At 31.5% G+C, this 18,642-nt stretch carries 22 protein-coding genes; 4 read left to right on the plus strand and 18 right to left on the minus strand.

Annotated features, from left to right (window positions below):
• Positions 1-108 precede the first annotated feature (108 nt).
• The gene (locus tag V6251_RS11450; RefSeq protein WP_341588334.1) at positions 109-1,122 is read right to left on the minus strand and encodes a hypothetical protein; all 1,014 of its coding nucleotides are present in this window, start codon (positions 1,120-1,122) and stop codon (positions 109-111) included.
• 144 nt (positions 1,123-1,266) lie between these two features.
• Between V6251_RS11450 and V6251_RS11455 the strand changes: the two genes are divergently transcribed.
• From V6251_RS11455 to V6251_RS11470, 4 genes are all read left to right on the plus strand, one after another.
• Positions 1,267-1,782 carry an RNA polymerase sigma factor gene (locus V6251_RS11455; RefSeq protein ID WP_341588335.1) on the plus strand — a complete coding sequence of 172 codons (516 nt, stop codon included), beginning with the start codon at positions 1,267-1,269 and terminating at the stop codon, positions 1,780-1,782.
• Positions 1,783-1,849: 67 nt separating this feature from the next.
• Entirely contained in the window at positions 1,850-2,749 is a 900-nt protein-coding gene (locus tag V6251_RS11460) for a FecR family protein (protein ID WP_341588336.1), read from the plus strand.
• On the plus strand, positions 2,742-5,018 hold the full coding sequence (locus tag V6251_RS11465; RefSeq protein WP_341588337.1) for a TonB-dependent receptor plug domain-containing protein: 2,277 nt from the start codon (positions 2,742-2,744) through the stop codon (positions 5,016-5,018). Before V6251_RS11460 ends, V6251_RS11465 begins: the two co-directional genes overlap by 8 nt.
• A 108-nt stretch (positions 5,019-5,126) precedes the next feature.
• The gene (locus tag V6251_RS11470) at positions 5,127-5,846 is read left to right on the plus strand and encodes a 3-ketoacyl-ACP reductase (protein WP_292946303.1); all 720 of its coding nucleotides are present in this window, start codon (positions 5,127-5,129) and stop codon (positions 5,844-5,846) included.
• 63 nt (positions 5,847-5,909) lie between these two features.
• Here the strand turns inward: V6251_RS11470 and V6251_RS11475 are convergent, their stop codons facing one another.
• The 17 genes from V6251_RS11475 to rpsE all read right to left on the minus strand — a co-directional run bounded on the left by V6251_RS11475 (position 5,910) and on the right by rpsE (position 18,640).
• Positions 5,910-6,824 carry a dimethylarginine dimethylaminohydrolase family protein gene (locus V6251_RS11475; RefSeq protein ID WP_341588338.1) on the minus strand — a complete coding sequence of 305 codons (915 nt, stop codon included), beginning with the start codon at positions 6,822-6,824 and terminating at the stop codon, positions 5,910-5,912.
• Positions 6,825-6,890: 66 nt separating this feature from the next.
• Positions 6,891-8,177, minus strand: coding sequence for a citrate synthase (locus V6251_RS11480; RefSeq protein ID WP_145000881.1), 1,287 nt, complete (start codon positions 8,175-8,177; stop codon positions 6,891-6,893).
• 180 nt (positions 8,178-8,357) lie between these two features.
• Positions 8,358-9,650, minus strand: a complete 1,293-nt coding sequence (gene eno, locus V6251_RS11485) for a phosphopyruvate hydratase (RefSeq protein WP_099570092.1) — start codon at positions 9,648-9,650, stop codon at positions 8,358-8,360.
• A gap of 151 nt (positions 9,651-9,801) precedes the next feature.
• Complete coding sequence (gene carA, locus V6251_RS11490) at positions 9,802-10,905, minus strand: glutamine-hydrolyzing carbamoyl-phosphate synthase small subunit (RefSeq protein WP_341588339.1); 1,104 nt, start codon at positions 10,903-10,905, stop codon at positions 9,802-9,804.
• Positions 10,906-10,982: 77 nt separating this feature from the next.
• Positions 10,983-11,690, minus strand: a complete 708-nt coding sequence (locus V6251_RS11495) for a hypothetical protein (RefSeq protein ID WP_341588340.1) — start codon at positions 11,688-11,690, stop codon at positions 10,983-10,985.
• Between the two features lie 39 nt (positions 11,691-11,729).
• Positions 11,730-12,470 carry a hypothetical protein gene (locus V6251_RS11500; RefSeq protein ID WP_341588341.1) on the minus strand — a complete coding sequence of 247 codons (741 nt, stop codon included), beginning with the start codon at positions 12,468-12,470 and terminating at the stop codon, positions 11,730-11,732.
• A gap of 90 nt (positions 12,471-12,560) precedes the next feature.
• Complete coding sequence (rplQ, locus tag V6251_RS11505) at positions 12,561-13,025, minus strand: 50S ribosomal protein L17 (protein ID WP_145000889.1); 465 nt, start codon at positions 13,023-13,025, stop codon at positions 12,561-12,563.
• Between the two features lie 60 nt (positions 13,026-13,085).
• Positions 13,086-14,078, minus strand: a complete 993-nt coding sequence (locus V6251_RS11510; RefSeq protein WP_028283893.1) for a DNA-directed RNA polymerase subunit alpha — start codon at positions 14,076-14,078, stop codon at positions 13,086-13,088.
• 97 nt (positions 14,079-14,175) lie between these two features.
• Positions 14,176-14,781 (minus strand): 30S ribosomal protein S4, encoded by a 606-nt coding sequence (gene rpsD / locus V6251_RS11515; protein ID WP_145000891.1) that lies wholly within the window; start codon positions 14,779-14,781, stop codon positions 14,176-14,178.
• 187 nt (positions 14,782-14,968) lie between these two features.
• Entirely contained in the window at positions 14,969-15,361 is a 393-nt protein-coding gene (gene rpsK, locus V6251_RS11520; RefSeq protein WP_028283891.1) for a 30S ribosomal protein S11, read from the minus strand.
• Between the two features lie 8 nt (positions 15,362-15,369).
• Complete coding sequence (gene rpsM / locus V6251_RS11525) at positions 15,370-15,744, minus strand: 30S ribosomal protein S13 (protein WP_028283890.1); 375 nt, start codon at positions 15,742-15,744, stop codon at positions 15,370-15,372.
• Between the two features lie 2 nt (positions 15,745-15,746).
• Positions 15,747-15,863 carry a type B 50S ribosomal protein L36 gene (gene ykgO, locus V6251_RS11530; RefSeq protein WP_010519235.1) on the minus strand — a complete coding sequence of 39 codons (117 nt, stop codon included), beginning with the start codon at positions 15,861-15,863 and terminating at the stop codon, positions 15,747-15,749.
• Positions 15,864-15,867: 4 nt separating this feature from the next.
• Positions 15,868-16,083 (minus strand): translation initiation factor IF-1, encoded by a 216-nt coding sequence (gene infA / locus V6251_RS11535; protein WP_007094967.1) that lies wholly within the window; start codon positions 16,081-16,083, stop codon positions 15,868-15,870.
• Between the two features lie 10 nt (positions 16,084-16,093).
• A complete protein-coding gene (gene secY / locus V6251_RS11540; RefSeq protein ID WP_145000893.1) occupies positions 16,094-17,443 on the minus strand; it encodes a preprotein translocase subunit SecY in 1,350 nt (449 codons plus the stop codon).
• Positions 17,444-17,457: 14 nt separating this feature from the next.
• Positions 17,458-17,910 carry a 50S ribosomal protein L15 gene (gene rplO / locus V6251_RS11545; RefSeq protein ID WP_090841251.1) on the minus strand — a complete coding sequence of 151 codons (453 nt, stop codon included), beginning with the start codon at positions 17,908-17,910 and terminating at the stop codon, positions 17,458-17,460.
• A gap of 11 nt (positions 17,911-17,921) precedes the next feature.
• Positions 17,922-18,104, minus strand: coding sequence for a 50S ribosomal protein L30 (gene rpmD / locus V6251_RS11550; protein ID WP_028283887.1), 183 nt, complete (start codon positions 18,102-18,104; stop codon positions 17,922-17,924).
• Between the two features lie 11 nt (positions 18,105-18,115).
• The gene (gene rpsE, locus V6251_RS11555) at positions 18,116-18,640 is read right to left on the minus strand and encodes a 30S ribosomal protein S5 (RefSeq protein ID WP_099570084.1); all 525 of its coding nucleotides are present in this window, start codon (positions 18,638-18,640) and stop codon (positions 18,116-18,118) included.
• Positions 18,641-18,642 lie beyond the last annotated feature (2 nt).

The following is an 18,642-nucleotide window of genomic DNA, read 5'->3' on the forward strand; positions in this document are numbered from 1 at the left end:
TACTAAAATTAGCAACCTTTTAAACATGATAATAATTAACTTAACTAAAACTAAATTTTTAATAGTTAGACTATCTAATGACTATATTATAATTATGTGATTATTTAATTATGTGCAGTCTTCAACCGTTATAACTATTGTAAATATTTGATATATATCTGGATTACTATATTGCGCTACCCTAACGTAAATGTTCTGCGGATTTGTAACATTTGTAAAGGTCGATGTCAATGAATTGGTGTTATTAACAGCATCATCATAAGATATATGATAACTAACACCAACATTACTTTGATCGCAATCTTGATAAAATTCATCTAAATTAAACGTTTCTATTAAATCTCCATCCGCATCACAAATGGTGAGATTTATATCTTCAAAACAACTCAATGGATTTGAATTACAACTTTGGATAAATATCAACTCTGTATCATTCTGTTCTAAAACTAATTGTTCTGATTCACATTGTATAACTTCCCATTGTCCATTATAATTGTCCAATCCATTAATGGTAATAAATACATAAACATTACCATCTATAGTCGTAATATCCCAAACACCATTAAATAACAAATCCCCTTCGTATAAAATAGTAATGTCATTGTCTTCCAGAAAATTAAAATGGGTTAAGTATGGTGAAAACCCATTTATTGTTGGTAACTGATCACAATCCATCAAATAATTGGCTATAGTTGTTTGGGTACAAGAATTTACACTGTCGCAGCTATTACCTTCTAAGGTTATACTAGATTGTAACGCTTGATTAGAATTTACAACAATTTGTTGCTCATCAGGTAAAACCATGGTGATAGGAAAGTTTAAACTAGCTACAATAGAGGCATCTAACGTTTGCAAAAATAAATATAATGCTTCATCATTATCTATAGTTACGATATCTGCTAACTGGAAATCTGCATCATAAATAGAAACAGTCAATGGATATTCAAAATCCAAGCAATTGATGTCTTCATCCAATGCAATTGTGCTAATTAAATTAAACAAAGTAGAATTATATTCTAGTGTTTCACTTTGTTCATCAACGCTATTTACAGTTTCATTTTGACAATTAAAAAACAAGCCAAACACTAGTAATAATCCAAAAAGAGGTTGTTTAATTTTCATTAATATTACATTTTTAACACACTGGTAGTCAGTATATGTTTTACATGGTTTTACATGGTTTCAAATATAAAACAGTTGTTTATTTAAAATACCTACCTGATTATCAAAAAAAATAGTTCTATTTTGTAGTACTTTAATAAAATTATGTCAAAACAGTTAAATAAAAATATTTGTGATAAATCCCGATTCGAGGCATTTTTTAAAAAGCACGCAAAAAGCTTACATAGCTTTTTATATTACAAGTTTGGAGACCGTTTAAATCCAGAAGACAAAACCCAAGAAGCTTTTATAAAGCTGTGGGAAAATTGTAAAAAAGTAAGTCCTGAGAAAGCTAAAAGTTATGTTTTTACAATTGCAAATAACTTAATGCTAAATGAAGTTGCACACCAAAAAGTAGTCCTAAAACACCAACAGACAAAAACAACACATCAAACAAATGTATCTCCCGAATTTTTAATGGAGGAAGATGAATACCGTCAAAAGTTAGAAAAAGCTATAGCTAATTTAACTGAGGCACAACGGATTGCCTTTTTAATGAATCGTGTGGAAGGTAAGCGTTTTAAAGAAATTGCTGCACTTTTGGACATTAGTACCAAAGCTGTAGAAAAACGCATTTATGGTGCCTTAAAAAAATTAAGACAAGAAATAGATGGGTTATAAATTTTATTTTTTTACCCTAAGGGTAGGAATTTTCCGGATGGTCTTGTTATATAGTTAGATTAAAGTTATGAATAAAGAAGCACTAATATTAAAATGGTTGGACAACGACCTAACTCCTCAAGAACTTGAAGCGTTTAAAGCGCTTGAGGACTATGAGGCTATAGTAAAATTATCTAATTACAGTCAAGGGTTTAAAGCGCCAGAGTTTAACACTGACCAAGCTTTACAAACTATACTTACCAGTATTGAACAACCACCAAAAAGACAAACTAATTGGCTATCTCCTATACTTAAAATTGCAGCTATTTTAGCAATTTGTTTTGGCGCCTATTATTATACCACAACGTTAGACACCACTATTAATACATATTATGCAGAAAAGTCATTAATACAACTACCTGACAACTCTGAAGTTAATTTAAATGCGTTATCTAAAATCACTTATAATCCAAAACAATGGACAGACAATACACGCAGCCTTAAATTGGAAGGCGAAGCCTTTTTTAAAGTTAAAAAAGGAAGCTCCTTTAATGTTGTTACAACATCAGGAATAGTAACCGTTGTTGGAACAGAATTTAATGTTAAGCAACGTCAAAATTATTTTGAAGTTACCTGCTATGAAGGCTTAGTTAATGTGACTTTTAACAGTACTGAAACCAAATTAAAAGCAGGAGATTCCTTTTTAATAATTAATAACAAGCCTATTGAGCGGTTAACTTTAAATGCAAAAAAACCAGATTGGTTAAACAGTCTAAGTAGTTTTATTAGCGTACCTTTAAGCGAAGTTTTAGACGAGTTTGAAAGACAGTATAATGTAAAGATTGATGCTAAAACGATTAAACAAGACGAATTGTTTTCGGGTAAGTTTACACACAATGATATTAATATTGCATTACAGTCCATAACACAACCACTACAATTACGCTATAAAAAAGTTAACAAAACCATTATTTTAACGCGTGAATAAATCGTTAAAAAAGACCCTATTATTAATTATTACATTAGCCTTTAGCTTTTCTTTTTATGCCCAAAATAAAAAACTTCCTTTATTAGATGTCCTATCTACAATAGAGTATCAGTATAAAGTTAGTTTTTCTTATGCAGACAAAGTTATTAAGGGTGTTTTTGTGACGTTTGATAGCAAGGATTCTTTAGATGATATGTTATCAAAAATAGAACTCCAAACTGATATAAAATTCAACAAATTAGACGACCATTTTATTACCGTTACAGGCAATATAAATGGTTTTTCTTTTCAAAAATTAGACGAAATTACTATCTCTAATTACTTAACCACTGGTATAGACAAAAACAAATCTGGTCACATAACCATATCACCAAAATCCTTTGAAATTTTACCTGGTTTAATTGAACCTGATATATTACAAACCATACAAGCCATACCTGGTGTTTTAAGTGTAGATGAAACCGTATCTAATATTAATGTTAGAGGAGGAACACATGATCAAAACCTTATTTTATATGACGGAATAAAAATGTATCAATCAGGACACTTTTTTGGATTAATATCGGCTTTTAATCCGTATTTAACAAAACATGTCTCTGTTATAAAAAATGGAACAAGCGCACGATTTGGTGACGGAATTAGTAGTATGATTGACATGAAATTATCGGATAATATAGATGCCGATTTTAGCGCTGGAATAGGCATAAATATGATTACTGCAGATGGTTTTGCTATTATTCCATTAACACCAAAAACACAACTACAATTAGCAACTAGACGTGCTATTACTGACCTACTAAATACACCAACGTATAATCAATATTTTAAACGTGTGTTTCAGGACTCTGAAGTGTCTAATACAGAACATTCGTTTAAAGATAATCAAACCTTTAGGTTTAGTGATATCTCATTAAAACTCTTACACAATATTACAGAAAAAGATAAATTACGTTTTACATTATTAAATGTATTTAATCAATTAGATTTTGAGGAGTCCTCAAATAGTGATGCCTCAGTAAATAACAGTAATCAACTAAAACAACAAAACAGAGCATCTGCTATACAATATCAACATATTTGGAATAATAAATTCAATACCACAATAAAAGGGTATTACTCAAATTACGATTTAAGATCTTCGGATTATGATATGGCAAATAACCAACGCTTAATACAAGAAAATAAAGTAGTTGATACTGGTTTTAATATTGATGCTTACTATGATTTTAATACCTCTTTTTCAATTAATGGAGGTTATCAATTTAACGAAGTTTCGGTAAGTAATTTAGAAGAAACAAATGACCCTTTTTTAGATGTAAACCTAAAGCGAAACTTAACAGCACATAGCGTCTATGCCGAAACGATATTACAATCCAAAAACAAAAAGTCTTTAATTAAACTAGGATTTCGTCATAATTACTTCAAAAATTTTAAAATAGGTGTTTTAGAGCCAAGGTTACATATTAGTCAAAGCTTTTTAAAACATTTTAGAGCCGAACTTTCAGGTGAATATAAAAGTCAAACCACTTCACAGCTAATAGATTTACAAAACGACTTTTTAGGTGTAGAAAAGCGTCGATGGGTTTTGGCTAACAATAATACCATTCCAATTCAAAAAAGTAAGCAGTTAGGTTTAGGACTAACTTATAATAAAAACAAATTATTATTAAGTATTGAAGGCTATTATAAAACGGTTAATGGCGTGACTACCCGAAGTCAAGGATTGCAAAATCAATATCAATTTATTAATGTTAATGGAGGTTATGATGTTAAGGGTATTGATGTATTAGTTAACAAACAAATTAACCGTTTTAGTACATGGATAGGCTATAGTTATAGCAATAATAATTATACGTTTAAAGACTTAAATAACAGTAACGCTTTCCCTAGTAATTTTGATATAAAACATCAAATTAATTATGGTAGCACGTATAGTTGGCAACAACTAAAATTAGCTTTTGGTATCAATTGGCATTCTGGTAAACCTTACACGCAAGTCAATGACAATACACCTATAATTAATAACACTATTAATTATAATGCACCAAACAGTAGTAGGTTAAGCTCCTATATTAGAGCAGACCTATCTGCTACATATCAATTTAAATTAGGCGAAAACAAAGCTGTTGTTGGAGCGTCGGTATGGAATATTCTTAACAGAGAAAATATACTTAATACCTATTATACTATTGATAATAATCAAGTCACTACTATTGAAAACACATCATTAGGGTTTACACCAAATGTTAGTTTTAGAGTTTCGTTTTAGTTTGACTTTCTGAAAAAAATCCTATAATTTCGTTAACTCTTATAATAGTCTCTATAATTTTATGAGGCTAGATAAACAATATAAAAACATATAGATACTAAAACAATTATGGAACATTTAAAAAATAGAAAAGCAATAATTACAGGAGGAAGTAAAGGTTTAGGTAAAGCTACTGCTATTGCTTTTGCTAAAGAAGGGATTGATGTTGCAATTACTGGAAGAAATGAAGCAGACTTACAGGAAACCGTAACCCAATTAAAAGCATTAGGTGTCAATGCAATTTATGCTGTTTTTGATGTAGGTAATTACGAGGCTGTTAAAGACGGAATAAAAACTATTATAGACCAATTAGGAAAAGTAGATATTTTAGTAAATAATGCAGGAATAGCTGCTTTTGGGTCTTTAAATGATATGGAAGTTGACCAATGGAGTAAAATTATTCAAACCAACGTTATGGGAATGTATTACGTAACTAAAGAGGTTTTACCATATTTAATAAACCAAAATGAAGGAGATATTATTAATATATCATCAACTGCTGGATTAAATGGTAATGCTAATACATCTGCTTATTCTGCATCAAAATTTGCTGTGATTGGTATGTCAGAGTCTTTAATGAAAGAGGTAAGAAAAAATAATATTAGAGTTTGTACTTTAACTCCAAGTACAATTGCATCTGATATGTCTATTAATTTAGGTATCGCAGATAAAAACTCTGAAGACAGTGTTTTACAACCAGATGATTTTGCAGAGTTAATTGTAGCTGGACTAAAACTGCCTAGAAGAGCAATGCTTAAAAGCGCTGCATTATGGTCTACAAATCCTTAAAAAATTGACACAAAAAAAAAGCCTCTTTATTTAAAGAGGCTTTTTATTTATAACTATTGTCTTTTAATCCCTAATTAAAGGCATTGTGCTGCATCGCAACAAACCTTCTTGTTTTGCTATTTCGGCATAAGGCACTTCTTCTACTGTAAACCCTTTGTCGCGCAACCAAGTATTAAGTCTAGTAAAATTTTTTTCTGAAATAATAACGTCTTCAGAAATACTAAAAATATTACTATTCATGTTAAACATTTCTTCTTTAGATATAATAAAACAATTGTCCTTTCCAAAGTAATTTAACAACCATTCATACTCAGTTTGATCTCTAAAACCTTCTTTATGTAAAATTGCTTTATCAGTACCTATTGGTTGAAAACAACAATCTAAATGCAATGCATTATCATAAGCATTAGTTTGCGATTTATTTAAATCAAAACTTTTAACTTTTTTATGCGGAAACTGTTGTGTTATATAATCTACTCCTGCCTGATTTGTTCTAGCTACGATATAGTCTGAATAATCGTCACCTCTATAAGTTCCAATAAAGATATAGTCATTGCAAAGCATTACGTCTCCTCCTTCGATGTGCACGTCCTCAGGTGGACGTATCACTTTTTCAGGGTCTATTGTATCAATTAAGTATTGAATAGCATCTAACTCATTTTCTCTTTCGGGTAGTATGTTTGCTTTTACAAACACATCATCAATTACAAAAGCAATATCTCTTGCAAAAATCTGATTGCAATCCTTTATTAATTCTGGTCTGTAAACTTTTACATGGTATTTTTCAAAAATCTTAGCTACAGCCTCCATTTCATTGACCATATCTGCTTCAATTGGGTAAGTACCTGCTTTGATATGCAAATACGATTTTGGGTCGTATGCTTCTTCTAGTTTTGGTGTTGGACCATTACTAACTGCTGTTCCTAAAACGACTGCTCTTAATCTAGAGGTTTCGTTTTTTACGTTTAGTTTTAACATAAAGTAAAGATATAAAAAAGCTTCATAATGATTTATGAAGCTTTTTTTAATATTAATAATTGAAATCTATCTTTCAGAAATTGATTTGAAAGACCTTAAGTTTTCTCCAATATATATTTGTCTTGGACGTCCAATTGGTTCCTTACGGTTACGCATTTCTTTCCATTGTGCAATCCAACCTGGTAAACGTCCTAAAGCGAACATAACGGTAAACATTTCTGTTGGGATTCCCATACCTCTATAAATAATACCAGAATAGAAATCTACGTTTGGATATAATTTACGATCTACAAAATATGAATCGCTTAAAGCTTCTTCTGCTAACCCTTTAGCAATATCTAATACAGGATCATCGATTCCTAAATCTCCTAATACTTCATCAGCAGCTTTTTTAATGATTTTTGCTCTTGGATCAAAGTTTTTATATACTCTGTGTCCAAAACCCATTAAACGGAAAGGATCTTCTTTATCCTTAGCTTTAGCCATATATTTTTTAGTGTCTCCACCATCTTCTTTAATTGCTTCAAGCATCTCTAAAACTGCTTGGTTTGCTCCACCATGTAATGGTCCCCAAAGTGCTGAAATACCTGAAGATAAAGATGCAAATAAACCTGCGTGAGATGATCCTACTATTCTTACTGTAGATGTAGAACAGTTTTGCTCATGATCTGCATGTAAAATTAATAACTTATCTAAAGCATTAACTAGGATTGGATTTTGTGTATAGTCCTGATTAGGTTTTTTAAACATCATTTTAAGGATGTTTTCTACATAGCCTAAGTTATCATCTCCATAATCTAATGGTAAACCTTTTTGCTTACGCATTGTCCATGCCACTAACACCGGAAATTTACCCATAATTTTACATACAGTATTGTACATATCCTCTTCTGAGTCTACGTTTACCGATGAAGGGTTAAATGCTGTTAAAGCACTTGTTAATGAAGAAAGGACACCCATTGGATGTGCTGACTTAGGAAATGCATCTAAAATTTTCTTTACATCGTCATCAACAACTGACTGCTCCTTAATATCTTTTTCAAATTTACTAAGTTGCTCTTTAGTTGGTAATTCACCAAAAATTAATAAAAACGCTACCTCAAGGAAATCTGCTTTTTCAGCTAATTCTTCAATAGAATAACCTCTGTATCTTAAAATTCCTTTTTCTCCATCTAAAAAAGTAATAGCACTCTCACATGATCCTGTATTTTTATAACCTGGATCAATAGTTGTCACACCACCTGTAACAGCTCTAAGATTTTTGATATCTATTCCTATTTCATTTTCAGTACCTACAATTAAGGGAAATTCGTGTTTTTCTCCATTAATTTCAAGCGTTGCTTTATTTGACATGTATATTGATTTAATGTATGTTTATTAGAATTGTAAATTTACAAAAACTATAACGATTTAGAAAGGGTATTTATAATGGTTTTAACAATTTTAGTATAGGTTTAATTTATCAATATGAATAAAACTAAAAAAGCCTTTCAACTTACGCTGAAAGGCTTTGTATTTAGAATAGTAAATTACTTATCTTTTAATCTTGAATGCTTTATCTTTTGGATAGTAAGCCACTTCTCCTAATTCTTCTTCAATACGAAGTAATTGATTGTATTTAGCCATACGATCACTACGAGATGCAGATCCTGTTTTTATCTGTCCACAATTAAGTGCTACTGCTAAATCTGCAATTGTATTATCCTCAGTCTCTCCTGATCTATGAGACATTACTGAAGTATAACCTGCGTTATGAGCCATATTTACAGCAGCAATAGTTTCGGTTAATGTACCAATTTGATTTACTTTAATTAAGATAGAATTGGCAATATCTTCTTTTATACCTCTTGATAATCTTTCTACGTTAGTAACAAATAAATCATCACCTACTAATTGCACTTTATCTCCAACTTGTTCAGTTAAATATTTCCAGCCTTCCCAGTCGTTTTCATCCATACCATCTTCAATAGAAATAATAGGGTAGTTTCTAGACAATTCTGCTAAGTAATCTGCTTGTTCTTTACTTGAACGTACTTTACCAGTTTCGCCTTCAAATTTAGAATAATCGTAGTTTCCATTAACATAAAATTCTGCAGCAGCACAATCTAGAGCAATCATTACATCGTCTCCAAGTGTATATCCTGCATTTTTAACAGCTATTGCGATAGTATCCAAAGCATCCTCAGTACCATCTAAAGTTGGTGCAAAACCACCTTCATCACCTACAGCTGTACTTAAACCTCTGTCATGTAATACTTTTTTCAGGTTATGAAAAATTTCTGTTCCCATTTGTAATGCATGAGAAAAGTTTTTGGCTTTGACTGGCATAACCATAAACTCTTGAAATGCGATAGGTGCATCACTATGTGATCCTCCGTTAATGATATTCATCATTGGCACTGGTAATGTATTTGCACTAACACCTCCAATGTATCTATATAATGGCATCCCTAGTTCTGCAGCAGCAGCTTTAGCAACAGCTAAAGATACTCCTAAAATAGCATTGGCACCTAACTTAGATTTATTAGGTGTACCGTCTATTTTACACATTAGTGTATCTACATAATTTTGTTCAAAAACATTAACTCCTAAAAGCTCTTCAGCTAGAATATTATTTACATTATCTACAGCTTTACTAACTCCTTTACCCATGTATTTAGGTCCTCCATCACGTAACTCTACAGCTTCATGTTCTCCTGTTGAAGCTCCAGAAGGTACTGCTGCTCTACCAACATAACCGTTTTCTGTTTCAACATCTACTTCTACCGTTGGATTTCCTCTGGAATCAAAAATTTGTCTTGCGTGAACATTAATTATAATACTCATATGTGTGTGATTTTAGTTTATTAATTTCAAATTTAACGTTTAATTTTCAGCTATATATAGGATTTATAATAGAAATACATAAAATTTTATCTATAACGTTTTAGTAAAATAAAAAAGACAACGAAACTTTAAAATCGTTGTCTTATTAATATTATTTATTTTTTATATTACTTATAAATTGGTCAAATAAGTAGGATGAGTCATGTGGACCTGGACTTGCTTCTGGATGATATTGTACAGAGAACACGTTTTTAGATTTCATCTTTAAACCTGCAACTGTATTATCGTTTAGATGCACATGTGTTATTTCAATGTCTGGATGCGCCTCAGCCTCTTCCCTATTTACTGCAAATCCATGATTTTGAGATGTAATTTCACCCTTACCTGTAATTAAGTTTTTAACGGGATGATTTATTCCTCTGTGTCCATTATGCATTTTGTAAGTAGAGATTCCGTTAGCTAGAGCTATTACTTGATGTCCTAAACAGATACCAAATAATGGTAAATCTCTTTTTATGACTTCTTTAGCTAATGCTTGAGCCTCTACCAATGGTTCTGGGTCACCTGGTCCATTAGACAAGAAATATCCATCAGGATTCCATGAATTTAAATCTTCAAATGTTGCATTGTAAGGAAACACTTTAACATAAGCCTCTCTTTTAACTAGGTTACGTAAAATATTCTTTTTTATACCTATGTCTAATGCAGCTATTTTGATTGGAGCATTTTCATCACCAATAAAATATGGCTCTTTGGTAGATACTTTTGATGCTAATTCTAGTCCACTCATAGATGGTACATCTGCTAACTGTTGCTTTAAACCATCTATATTATCTACATTTGTTGATATAATCGCATTCATTACACCATTGTCTCTAATATAGCTAACTAAGGCTCTGGTATCCACATCTGAAATTGCAAGTAGATTATGCTTGTTAAGAAAGTCCTCTAAAGATCCGTTTGAGTCAACTCTTGAAAAATCATAACTAAAATTTTTACAGATTAATCCCGAAATTTTAATCGAGTCCGATTCGTTTTCGTTATCATTAACACCATAATTACCAATATGAGCATTGGTTGTTACCATAAGTTGACCAAAATATGAAGGATCTGTAAAAATTTCTTGATATCCAGTCATTCCTGTGTTGAAGCAAATTTCTCCAAATGCTGTTCCTTCTTTTCCAACAGCTTTTCCATGAAAAATGGTGCCATCCTCTAATAAAATCAGAGCTTTTTTTAATCTTTGATATTTCATAATTCTAAAAGTTTCACAAAATTGCATAAAAAAAAGGATAATCTAAAATAGATTACCCTTTTTTAATGTCTTGCATATTAATTAATGCTATAATAATTAAATATCTTGACAACATCTGCTTCCTCTTTGTAAGATAAATCATTATCGTCAACAAATTTTTCAACTAACTTTTTCTTGTCACCAAGTAACTTTAAAATTGATTTCTTTTTCAATTTAAACTCTTCCGTAGTTACTCCATCTTTTGAAACAGCATAACTGTCATTAACAACATATTTATCTGGAGATGTTTTTTGCTTAGTCATTACATTAATCTGACCATCTTTAATTATCGCTTCGTATCTTTTTAAAAGCTTAACCGTAGCATGTGGCGTTAACTCAAAAAAGAATTTAGCCCTGCTATCTTCATCTCTATAAATCTTAGCAACATACTTATCAAATTTAACTGACTCTATTGCTTTTGCGTCAAAAACAAAAGAAGAGTCTTTGGCAAAATTTGAAACGATTTGGTTTGATTTAGCATTATAATTTCCGTTTGGCACTTTATAAACTTTACCTTCCTTTGAAGTGATTTCAATTGTAGCATCCTCAAATGCAAAAGGCGATCCTATAACAGCGCTTGATTTACCATTTGCTAAGTAAGCACCTTGGTAATTAACCGCATTAAACATATTTTGCTGACTATTATCTATAGTTGCAGATGATAAATTTGAGCTAAAACCGTTACTTCCTTGTGCAAAGGATAAGGTTGATAATAATAAAGTAAAAATAAATAAGTAGTTTTTCATGTGTGATTTTTTGAATGTGTGTGTGTGTGTGAATTATATTTAATTTGATTTTGAAATAATACTATAATAATTTAGCATTCTTATAACGTCATATTCTTCTTTGTATGATAAATTTTCATTTTTAACAAAGTCTTGAATTAACTTTTTATGACTAGACAATAGTTTTAAAACAGCCTTTTTGTTCAGCTTAAATTCTGTTACTGTTTTATCATCAATAGTTATGCCATAGCTGTCTGATAAGCTATACATATCAGAAGACGTTTTTTGTTTTGTTAAAACATTAATTTGACCATCAATAATTTTAGCTGAATACTTTTTTAACAACCTGATAGAAGCATGAGGAGTTAATTCAAAATAGAAACTAATTTTACTAGTAGCATCAATATATGGCTTAGCAGTATATTTTTGAAACTTAACAGACTTAATCATGTTAGATTGAAAAACAAAAGAAGAATCTTTTGCAAAATTAGAAACTACTTCATCTGTGCTAGCATTATAATTACCATTAGGTACTTTATATGCTTTACCATCTGTAGTGTTAATTATAATAACAGCATCTTCAAAAGGAAATGGCGAACCAGAAACATCAGGTAGACTTGCATTAGCCAAATAATATCCTTGATAGTTTACAGCATTAAATTTGTCTTGTAATCTAGAATTAAGATCTACTAAAGGAAGATTAGGATGTTTAGCTTGACCTGTAGAAATCTCGTTTTTAATAACTTGTGCTGACACCGAAGTCATAACAATAAAAGCAATAAGTAATAAGATAGGTTTCATACAAATATGTTTGCTTAAATGTAAAAAAAAAGAGATAAACTTATAAAGCTTATCTCTCTTTTAATAATAATTTAACAGCAAATTAAGAAACTATTCTTCTTCATTTGAAGCGACTGGAGGAGTAACAGTATTACTACTACCACCTCTACGACTTCTACGAGTAGTTTTCTTAGCTTTTTTATCTGCATTGTAGATTTCGTTGTAATCTACTAATTCAATCATTGCCATATCAGCGTTATCACCTAAACGGTTTCCTAACTTGATAATTCTAGTATATCCACCTGGACGATCACCAATTTTAGCAGCAACATCTCTAAAAAGTTCAGTTACAGCTTCTTTTTGACGTAATTTAGAAAATACAAGACGTCTATTGTGCGTTGTATCATCTTTAGCCTTAGTGATTAATGGCTCAATAAATCCTTTTAAAGCTTTAGCTTTAGCAACAGTTGTGTTAATACGTTTATGTTCTATTAAAGAACAACCCATATTTGCCAACATTGATTTTCTGTGAGCAGTTTTTCTACCTAAATGGTTTACTTTTTTTCCGTGTCTCATGACATTTGTTTTTAATCATCATCTTGCTCAAACTCTTTATGAGGAGCAAAATATGATGTATTAGTCTTTATCTAGTTTGTATTTTGAAAGATCCATTCCGAAATTTAATCCTTTAACATTTACTAGCTCTTCAAGCTCTGTTAAAGATTTCTTTCCAAAATTACGGAACTTCATTAAATCATTTTTATTAAAAGATACTAAGTCTCCTAAAGTATCTACCTCTGCTGCTTTTAAACAATTTAGAGCACGAACAGAAAGGTCCATATCTACTAATTTAGTTTTAAGTAACTGTCTCATGTGAAGTGATTCTTCATCATAAGTTTCAGTTTGAGCAATCTCATCAGCTTCCAATGTAATACGCTCATCAGAGAATAACATAAAGTGGTGAATCAGAGTTTTTGCAGCTTCTGTTAATGCATCTTGAGGCGTAATAGAACCATCAGTCTGGATTTCGAAAACTAATTTTTCGTAATCCGTTTTTTGTTCTACACGATAATTCTCAATGCTGTACTTAACATTTTTAATTGGTGTGTAAATTGAATCAGTAAAAATAGTACCTATTGGTGCTGAAGCTTTTTTGTTTTCTTCTGCAGGAACATATCCTCTACCTTTTTCAACAGTAATTTCCATGTTGATATTTACCTTAGAATCTAAGTTACAAATCACTTGATCTGTATTTAATACTTGGAAACCTGAAATAAATTTCTGGAAATCTCCTGCTACAATTTTGTCTTGACCAGAAATTGAAATCGATATAGATTCGTTATCAACATCTTCAATTTGACGCTTGAAACGAACTTGTTTAAGATTTAAAATAATTTCTGTTACATCTTCAACAACACCTGCTATTGTTGAAAATTCGTGGTCTACACTTTCTATTCTAACAGATGTGATAGCAAATCCTTCTAGAGAAGATAATAAAACTCTTCTTAAAGCATTTCCCACTGTTAGTCCATAACCTGGTTCTAAAGGTCTGAATTCGAATTTACCTTCGAAGTCAGTTGAATCAATCATTATTACCTTATCCGGTTTTTGGAAATTAAATACTGCCATAATTTTTCTTCGTTTTAATTGTTATTTAGTTGCGCGGTTTATAAGTTTGAAGAAATACAAATAAACCCTTTGGCTAAACACCAATGTTAATAATTTATTATTTAGAGTATAATTCTACGATGAATTGCTCATTAATATTTTCTGGAATTTGGATTCTAGCAGGAACAGAAACGTAAGTACCTTCCTTTTTCTCGCTATTCCAAGTAATCCACTCATATACATTGCTAGAGTTTGATAAAGATCTATCGATAGACTCTAAAGATTTAGACTTCTCTCTTACAGCAACAACATCTCCAGCATTAAGTTGGTATGAAGGTATGTTTACTAACTCTCCATTAACCGTAATATGTCTGTGAGATACAAGTTGTCTTGCTCCACTTCTAGAAGGAGATAATCCCATTCTAAACACTACATTATCTAATCTAGATTCACAAATTTGAAGTAATACTTCACCTGTGATTCCTTGAGCTGCAGTTGCTCTTTTGAACATGTTTCTGAACTGACGCTCTAAAATACCGTAAGTATATTTAGCTTTTTGCTTCTCCATTAATTGGATTGCGTACTCAGATTTTTTACCACGTCTTCTGTTGTTACCATGTTGACCTGGTGGGTAATTTCTTTTCTCAAAAGACTTATCGTCTCCGAATATAGCTTCACCAAATTTACGAGCTATTTTAGTTTTAGGACCAGTATATCTTGCCATTTTTAAATTGATTTAAGAGTGATTATGAATTAAGGTCTAAATCTTATCCTTCGATAATCGTTAATCTCTTTGTTGATACTTGTTTTAAATTTTCAGTTTGCAAATTTATACAAAAAATTAATACCATCTGATAAACAGACGATATTAATTTTTTTTTATTGCTTAAGTAAAGTACTATGTAGTAAACTTATACTCTTCTTCTTTTAGGAGGACGACAACCATTATGAGGTAATGGAGTAACATCAATTATTTCTGTTACTTCAATTCCTGCATTGTGAATAGATCGTATAGCAGATTCTCTACCATTTCCAGGTCCTTTAACATAAACCTTTACCTTTTTTAATCCAGCTTCTTTAGCTACTTCAGAAGCATCTTCTGCTGCTAATTGTGCTGCGTAAGGTGTGTTTTTCTTAGAACCTCTAAATCCCATCTTACCAGCAGATGACCATGAAATGACATCTCCTTTTTTATTTGTAAGTGAAATAATGATATTGTTAAAAGAAGCAGTAATGTGAGCTTCTCCAACAGCGTCAATAATAACTTTACGTTTTTTTGTGCTTTTAGCGTTTGTCTTTGCCATACTACTTATTATTTAGTTGCTTTTTTCTTGTTAGCAACTGTTTTTCTTCTTCCTTTTCTTGTTCTAGAGTTATTCTTAGTACGTTGACCTCTTAAAGGTAAACCAACTCTATGACGAATTCCTCTGTAACAACCAATATCCATTAAACGCTTAATGTTTAATTGTGTTTCAGAACGTAATTCACCTTCAATAGTATAAGTACCTACAGTTTCACGGATTGCTCCAATTTGATCATCTGTCCAGTCTTGTACTTTGATGTTTTCGTCAACTTTAGCCTCAGCTAAAATTTCTTGAGCTCTACTTCTACCTACTCCGTAGATATAAGTTAATGAGATCACTCCTCTTTTTTGTTTTGGTATGTCTACACCTGCGATTCTTGCCATAATTACCCTTGTCTTTGTTTGAATCTAGGATTCTTTTTGTTAATGACGTAAAGTCTACCTTTTCTGCGCACAATCTTACAATCTGCACTTCTCTTTTTAATTGATGCTCTTACTTTCATCGTATTAGTATCTATAGGTTATACGAGCCTTAGTTAAATCATAAGGACTCATTTCTAATTTAACTTTATCTCCTGGTAACAACTTAATATAATGCATACGCATCTTACCCGAAATATGTGCGGTCACAATATGACCATTTTCTAATTCAACACGGAACATAGCATTTGATAATGCTTCAATGATAGTTCCGTCTTGTTCTATTGCTGCTTGTTTTGCCATAGTTAAAATATTAAGCTACTGCTTTTCTGTTTTTACCAGTCTTCATCAAGCCATCATAGTGTCTATTTAACAAGTAACTATTTACTTGTTGCATAGTGTCAATTGCAACTCCAACCATAATTAATAAAGATGTACCTCCGAAAAATAAAGCCCAACCAGATTGAACGTTAAGTAACTTAACAATAAATGCTGGGAACACAGCTATTAATGCAAGAAAAATAGAACCTGGTAAAGTTATTTGAGACATAATTTTGTCTAGATATTCAGAAGTTTCTGACCCTGGACGAATACCTGGAATAAATCCTCCACTTCGTTTAAGATCATCAGCCATTTTATTTGTAGGAACGGTAATCGCAGTATAAAAATATGTAAATATTATAATCAATAATGCAAATACTAAATTATACCAAAATCCGAAGATGTCGGAGAAATTAGATTGTAACCACAATCCAGAAGCAGTATCTTTTAATAAAGATGAACCACCAATTAAACCAGGAACAAACATAATCGCTTGAGCAAAAATGATTGGCATTACACCAGAAGCATTAAGCTTTAAAGGAATATATTGTCTTGATCCAAATACATTTTTCTCGTAACCTCCAGTTGCTGAACGCCTAGCATATTGTACTGCTATCTTACGAACTGCCATTACTAACAAGATTGAAAGAAGAATAATAACAAACCAAATAACGATTTCAAATAAAATCATCATTACATTATTACCCGTTTCTAATCTAGAAGCAGCATTTTGTAAGAAAGATTTAGGAAGTGTTGCGATAATACCAACCATAATTAATAGTGAGATACCATTACCAATTCCTTTATCTGTTATTTTCTCACCTAACCACATTGCAAAAATACAACCAGTTACTAATATAACTATTGATGAAAAATAAAACATACCACCTTGCCCTAATAAAAAGGCAGAGTTTGGAATACCAAACATAGGTTGTAAACTAGCTAAATAACCTGGTGCTTGAACTAAACATATTGCGATAGTTAACCAACGTGTTATTTGAGTAATCTTTTTCTGACCACTAGCGCCTTCTTTTTGTAGTTTTTGCAAATAAGGAATTGCAATTCCCATTAATTGAACTACAATAGAAGCAGAAATATATGGCATAATTCCAAGTGCAAATACGGAAGCATTAGCAAATGCACCTCCTGTGAAGGCATTTAATATCCCAAAAATACCTTCTGATGTTCCAGTTTGTAGGCTTTCTAATTGGGTTGCGTCAATACCTGGTAATACTACTTGTGCTCCGAAACGATAAACTAAAAGTAGACCTAGTGTTACTAGAATTCTATTTCTTAATTCTTCAATTTTCCAAACATTTTTTAATGTCTCTATAAATTTCATGCGTTCGATTGTTCTTATAAAGTTACAGCTTCTCCTCCTGCAGCTTCAATAGCAGCTTTTGCAGTAGCAGTAAATTTATGAGCTGTGATACTTAATTTAGCTTTTAACTCTCCTCTTCCTAAAATCTTAACTAGCTCGTTTTTACCAGCTAAACCAAGACCTACTAAAGTATCAAAATCTAAAGTATCTTTAATTTTCTTATCGTCAACTAATTGTTGAATAACATCCAAGTTAACACCTTGATGCTCTATACGATTAATGTTAGTAAAACCAAACTTAGGTACTCTACGTTGAAGTGGCATTTGCCCTCCTTCGAAACCTACCTTCTTAGAATAACCAGATCTTGACTTAGCTCCTTTGTGACCACGTGTCGCAGTACCACCTTTACCAGAACCTTGTCCTCTTCCTATTCTTTTACCTTGATTTTTAACTGAACCTTCTGCAGGTTTTAAATTACTTAAATCCATTTTCAGTATTATTATTTAGTTTCTTCTACAGAAACTAAGTGGTTTACTTTTGCTACCATACCTAAAATATTAGGAGTAGCCTCATGTTCTATAGTTTGTCCAATCTTCTTAAGACCAAGAGCTAATAAAGTTCTTTTTTGTCTTTGAGTTCTGTTGATTGCACTTTTAACTTTTGTTACTTTTATCTTCGACATTGCTGTTGGGATTATCCGTTAAAAACTTTTTCTAAAGAAACACCTCTTTCACGAGCAATCGTTTTAGGGTCTCTTAATTGTAATAAAGCATCAAAAGTAGCCTTAACAACATTATGTGGATTTGATGAACCTTGAGATTTAGATAAAACATCATGTACACCTACTGCCTCTAAAACTGTTCTCACAGCTCCACCAGCAATAACTCCTGTCCCAGGAGCTGCAGGAATAATATTTACTCTTGCTCCACCAAATTTACCTTTTTGTTCATGAGGTAATGTTCCTTTCATGATAGGGATACGAACTAGGTTTTTCTTAGCATCTTCTATTGCTTTTGCAATTGCACTAGCAACATCTTTTGATTTTCCTAAACCTTGACCTACAACACCAGCTTCATCTCCAACCACTACGATTGCAGAAAAACCAAATGCTCTACCTCCTTTAGTTACCTTAGTAACTCTTTGCACACCAACTAAACGATCTTTAAGATCTAATCCACTTGGTTTTACTAACTCTGCGCTTTTGTATTTTTGATACATAA

Source organism: Olleya sp. Ti.3.14, assembly GCF_038154885.1.
Lineage (GTDB): Bacteria > Bacteroidota > Bacteroidia > Flavobacteriales > Flavobacteriaceae > Olleya.

Coding starts and splice junctions, on each gene's coding strand:
- V6251_RS11450 (WP_341588334.1), bottom strand. CDS start 1,122: ATGAAAATTAAACAACCTCTTTTTGGATTATTACTAGTGTTTGGCTTG.
- V6251_RS11455 (WP_341588335.1), top strand. CDS start 1,267: ATGTCAAAACAGTTAAATAAAAATATTTGTGATAAATCCCGATTCGAG.
- V6251_RS11460 (WP_341588336.1), top strand. CDS start 1,850: ATGAATAAAGAAGCACTAATATTAAAATGGTTGGACAACGACCTAACT.
- V6251_RS11470 (WP_292946303.1), top strand. CDS start 5,127: ATGGAACATTTAAAAAATAGAAAAGCAATAATTACAGGAGGAAGTAAA.
- V6251_RS11475 (WP_341588338.1), bottom strand. CDS start 6,824: ATGTTAAAACTAAACGTAAAAAACGAAACCTCTAGATTAAGAGCAGTC.
- V6251_RS11480 (WP_145000881.1), bottom strand. CDS start 8,177: ATGTCAAATAAAGCAACGCTTGAAATTAATGGAGAAAAACACGAATTT.
- eno (WP_099570092.1), bottom strand. CDS start 9,650: ATGAGTATTATAATTAATGTTCACGCAAGACAAATTTTTGATTCCAGA.
- carA (WP_341588339.1), bottom strand. CDS start 10,905: ATGAAATATCAAAGATTAAAAAAAGCTCTGATTTTATTAGAGGATGGC.
- V6251_RS11495 (WP_341588340.1), bottom strand. CDS start 11,690: ATGAAAAACTACTTATTTATTTTTACTTTATTATTATCAACCTTATCC.
- V6251_RS11500 (WP_341588341.1), bottom strand. CDS start 12,470: ATGAAACCTATCTTATTACTTATTGCTTTTATTGTTATGACTTCGGTG.
- rplQ (WP_145000889.1), bottom strand. CDS start 13,025: ATGAGACACGGAAAAAAAGTAAACCATTTAGGTAGAAAAACTGCTCAC.
- V6251_RS11510 (WP_028283893.1), bottom strand. CDS start 14,078: ATGGCAGTATTTAATTTCCAAAAACCGGATAAGGTAATAATGATTGAT.
- rpsD (WP_145000891.1), bottom strand. CDS start 14,781: ATGGCAAGATATACTGGTCCTAAAACTAAAATAGCTCGTAAATTTGGT.
- rpsK (WP_028283891.1), bottom strand. CDS start 15,361: ATGGCAAAGACAAACGCTAAAAGCACAAAAAAACGTAAAGTTATTATT.
- rpsM (WP_028283890.1), bottom strand. CDS start 15,744: ATGGCAAGAATCGCAGGTGTAGACATACCAAAACAAAAAAGAGGAGTG.
- ykgO (WP_010519235.1), bottom strand. CDS start 15,863: ATGAAAGTAAGAGCATCAATTAAAAAGAGAAGTGCAGATTGTAAGATT.
- infA (WP_007094967.1), bottom strand. CDS start 16,083: ATGGCAAAACAAGCAGCAATAGAACAAGACGGAACTATCATTGAAGCA.
- secY (WP_145000893.1), bottom strand. CDS start 17,443: ATGAAATTTATAGAGACATTAAAAAATGTTTGGAAAATTGAAGAATTA.
- rplO (WP_090841251.1), bottom strand. CDS start 17,910: ATGGATTTAAGTAATTTAAAACCTGCAGAAGGTTCAGTTAAAAATCAA.
- rpmD (WP_028283887.1), bottom strand. CDS start 18,104: ATGTCGAAGATAAAAGTAACAAAAGTTAAAAGTGCAATCAACAGAACT.
- rpsE (WP_099570084.1), bottom strand. CDS start 18,640: ATGTATCAAAAATACAAAAGCGCAGAGTTAGTAAAACCAAGTGGATTA.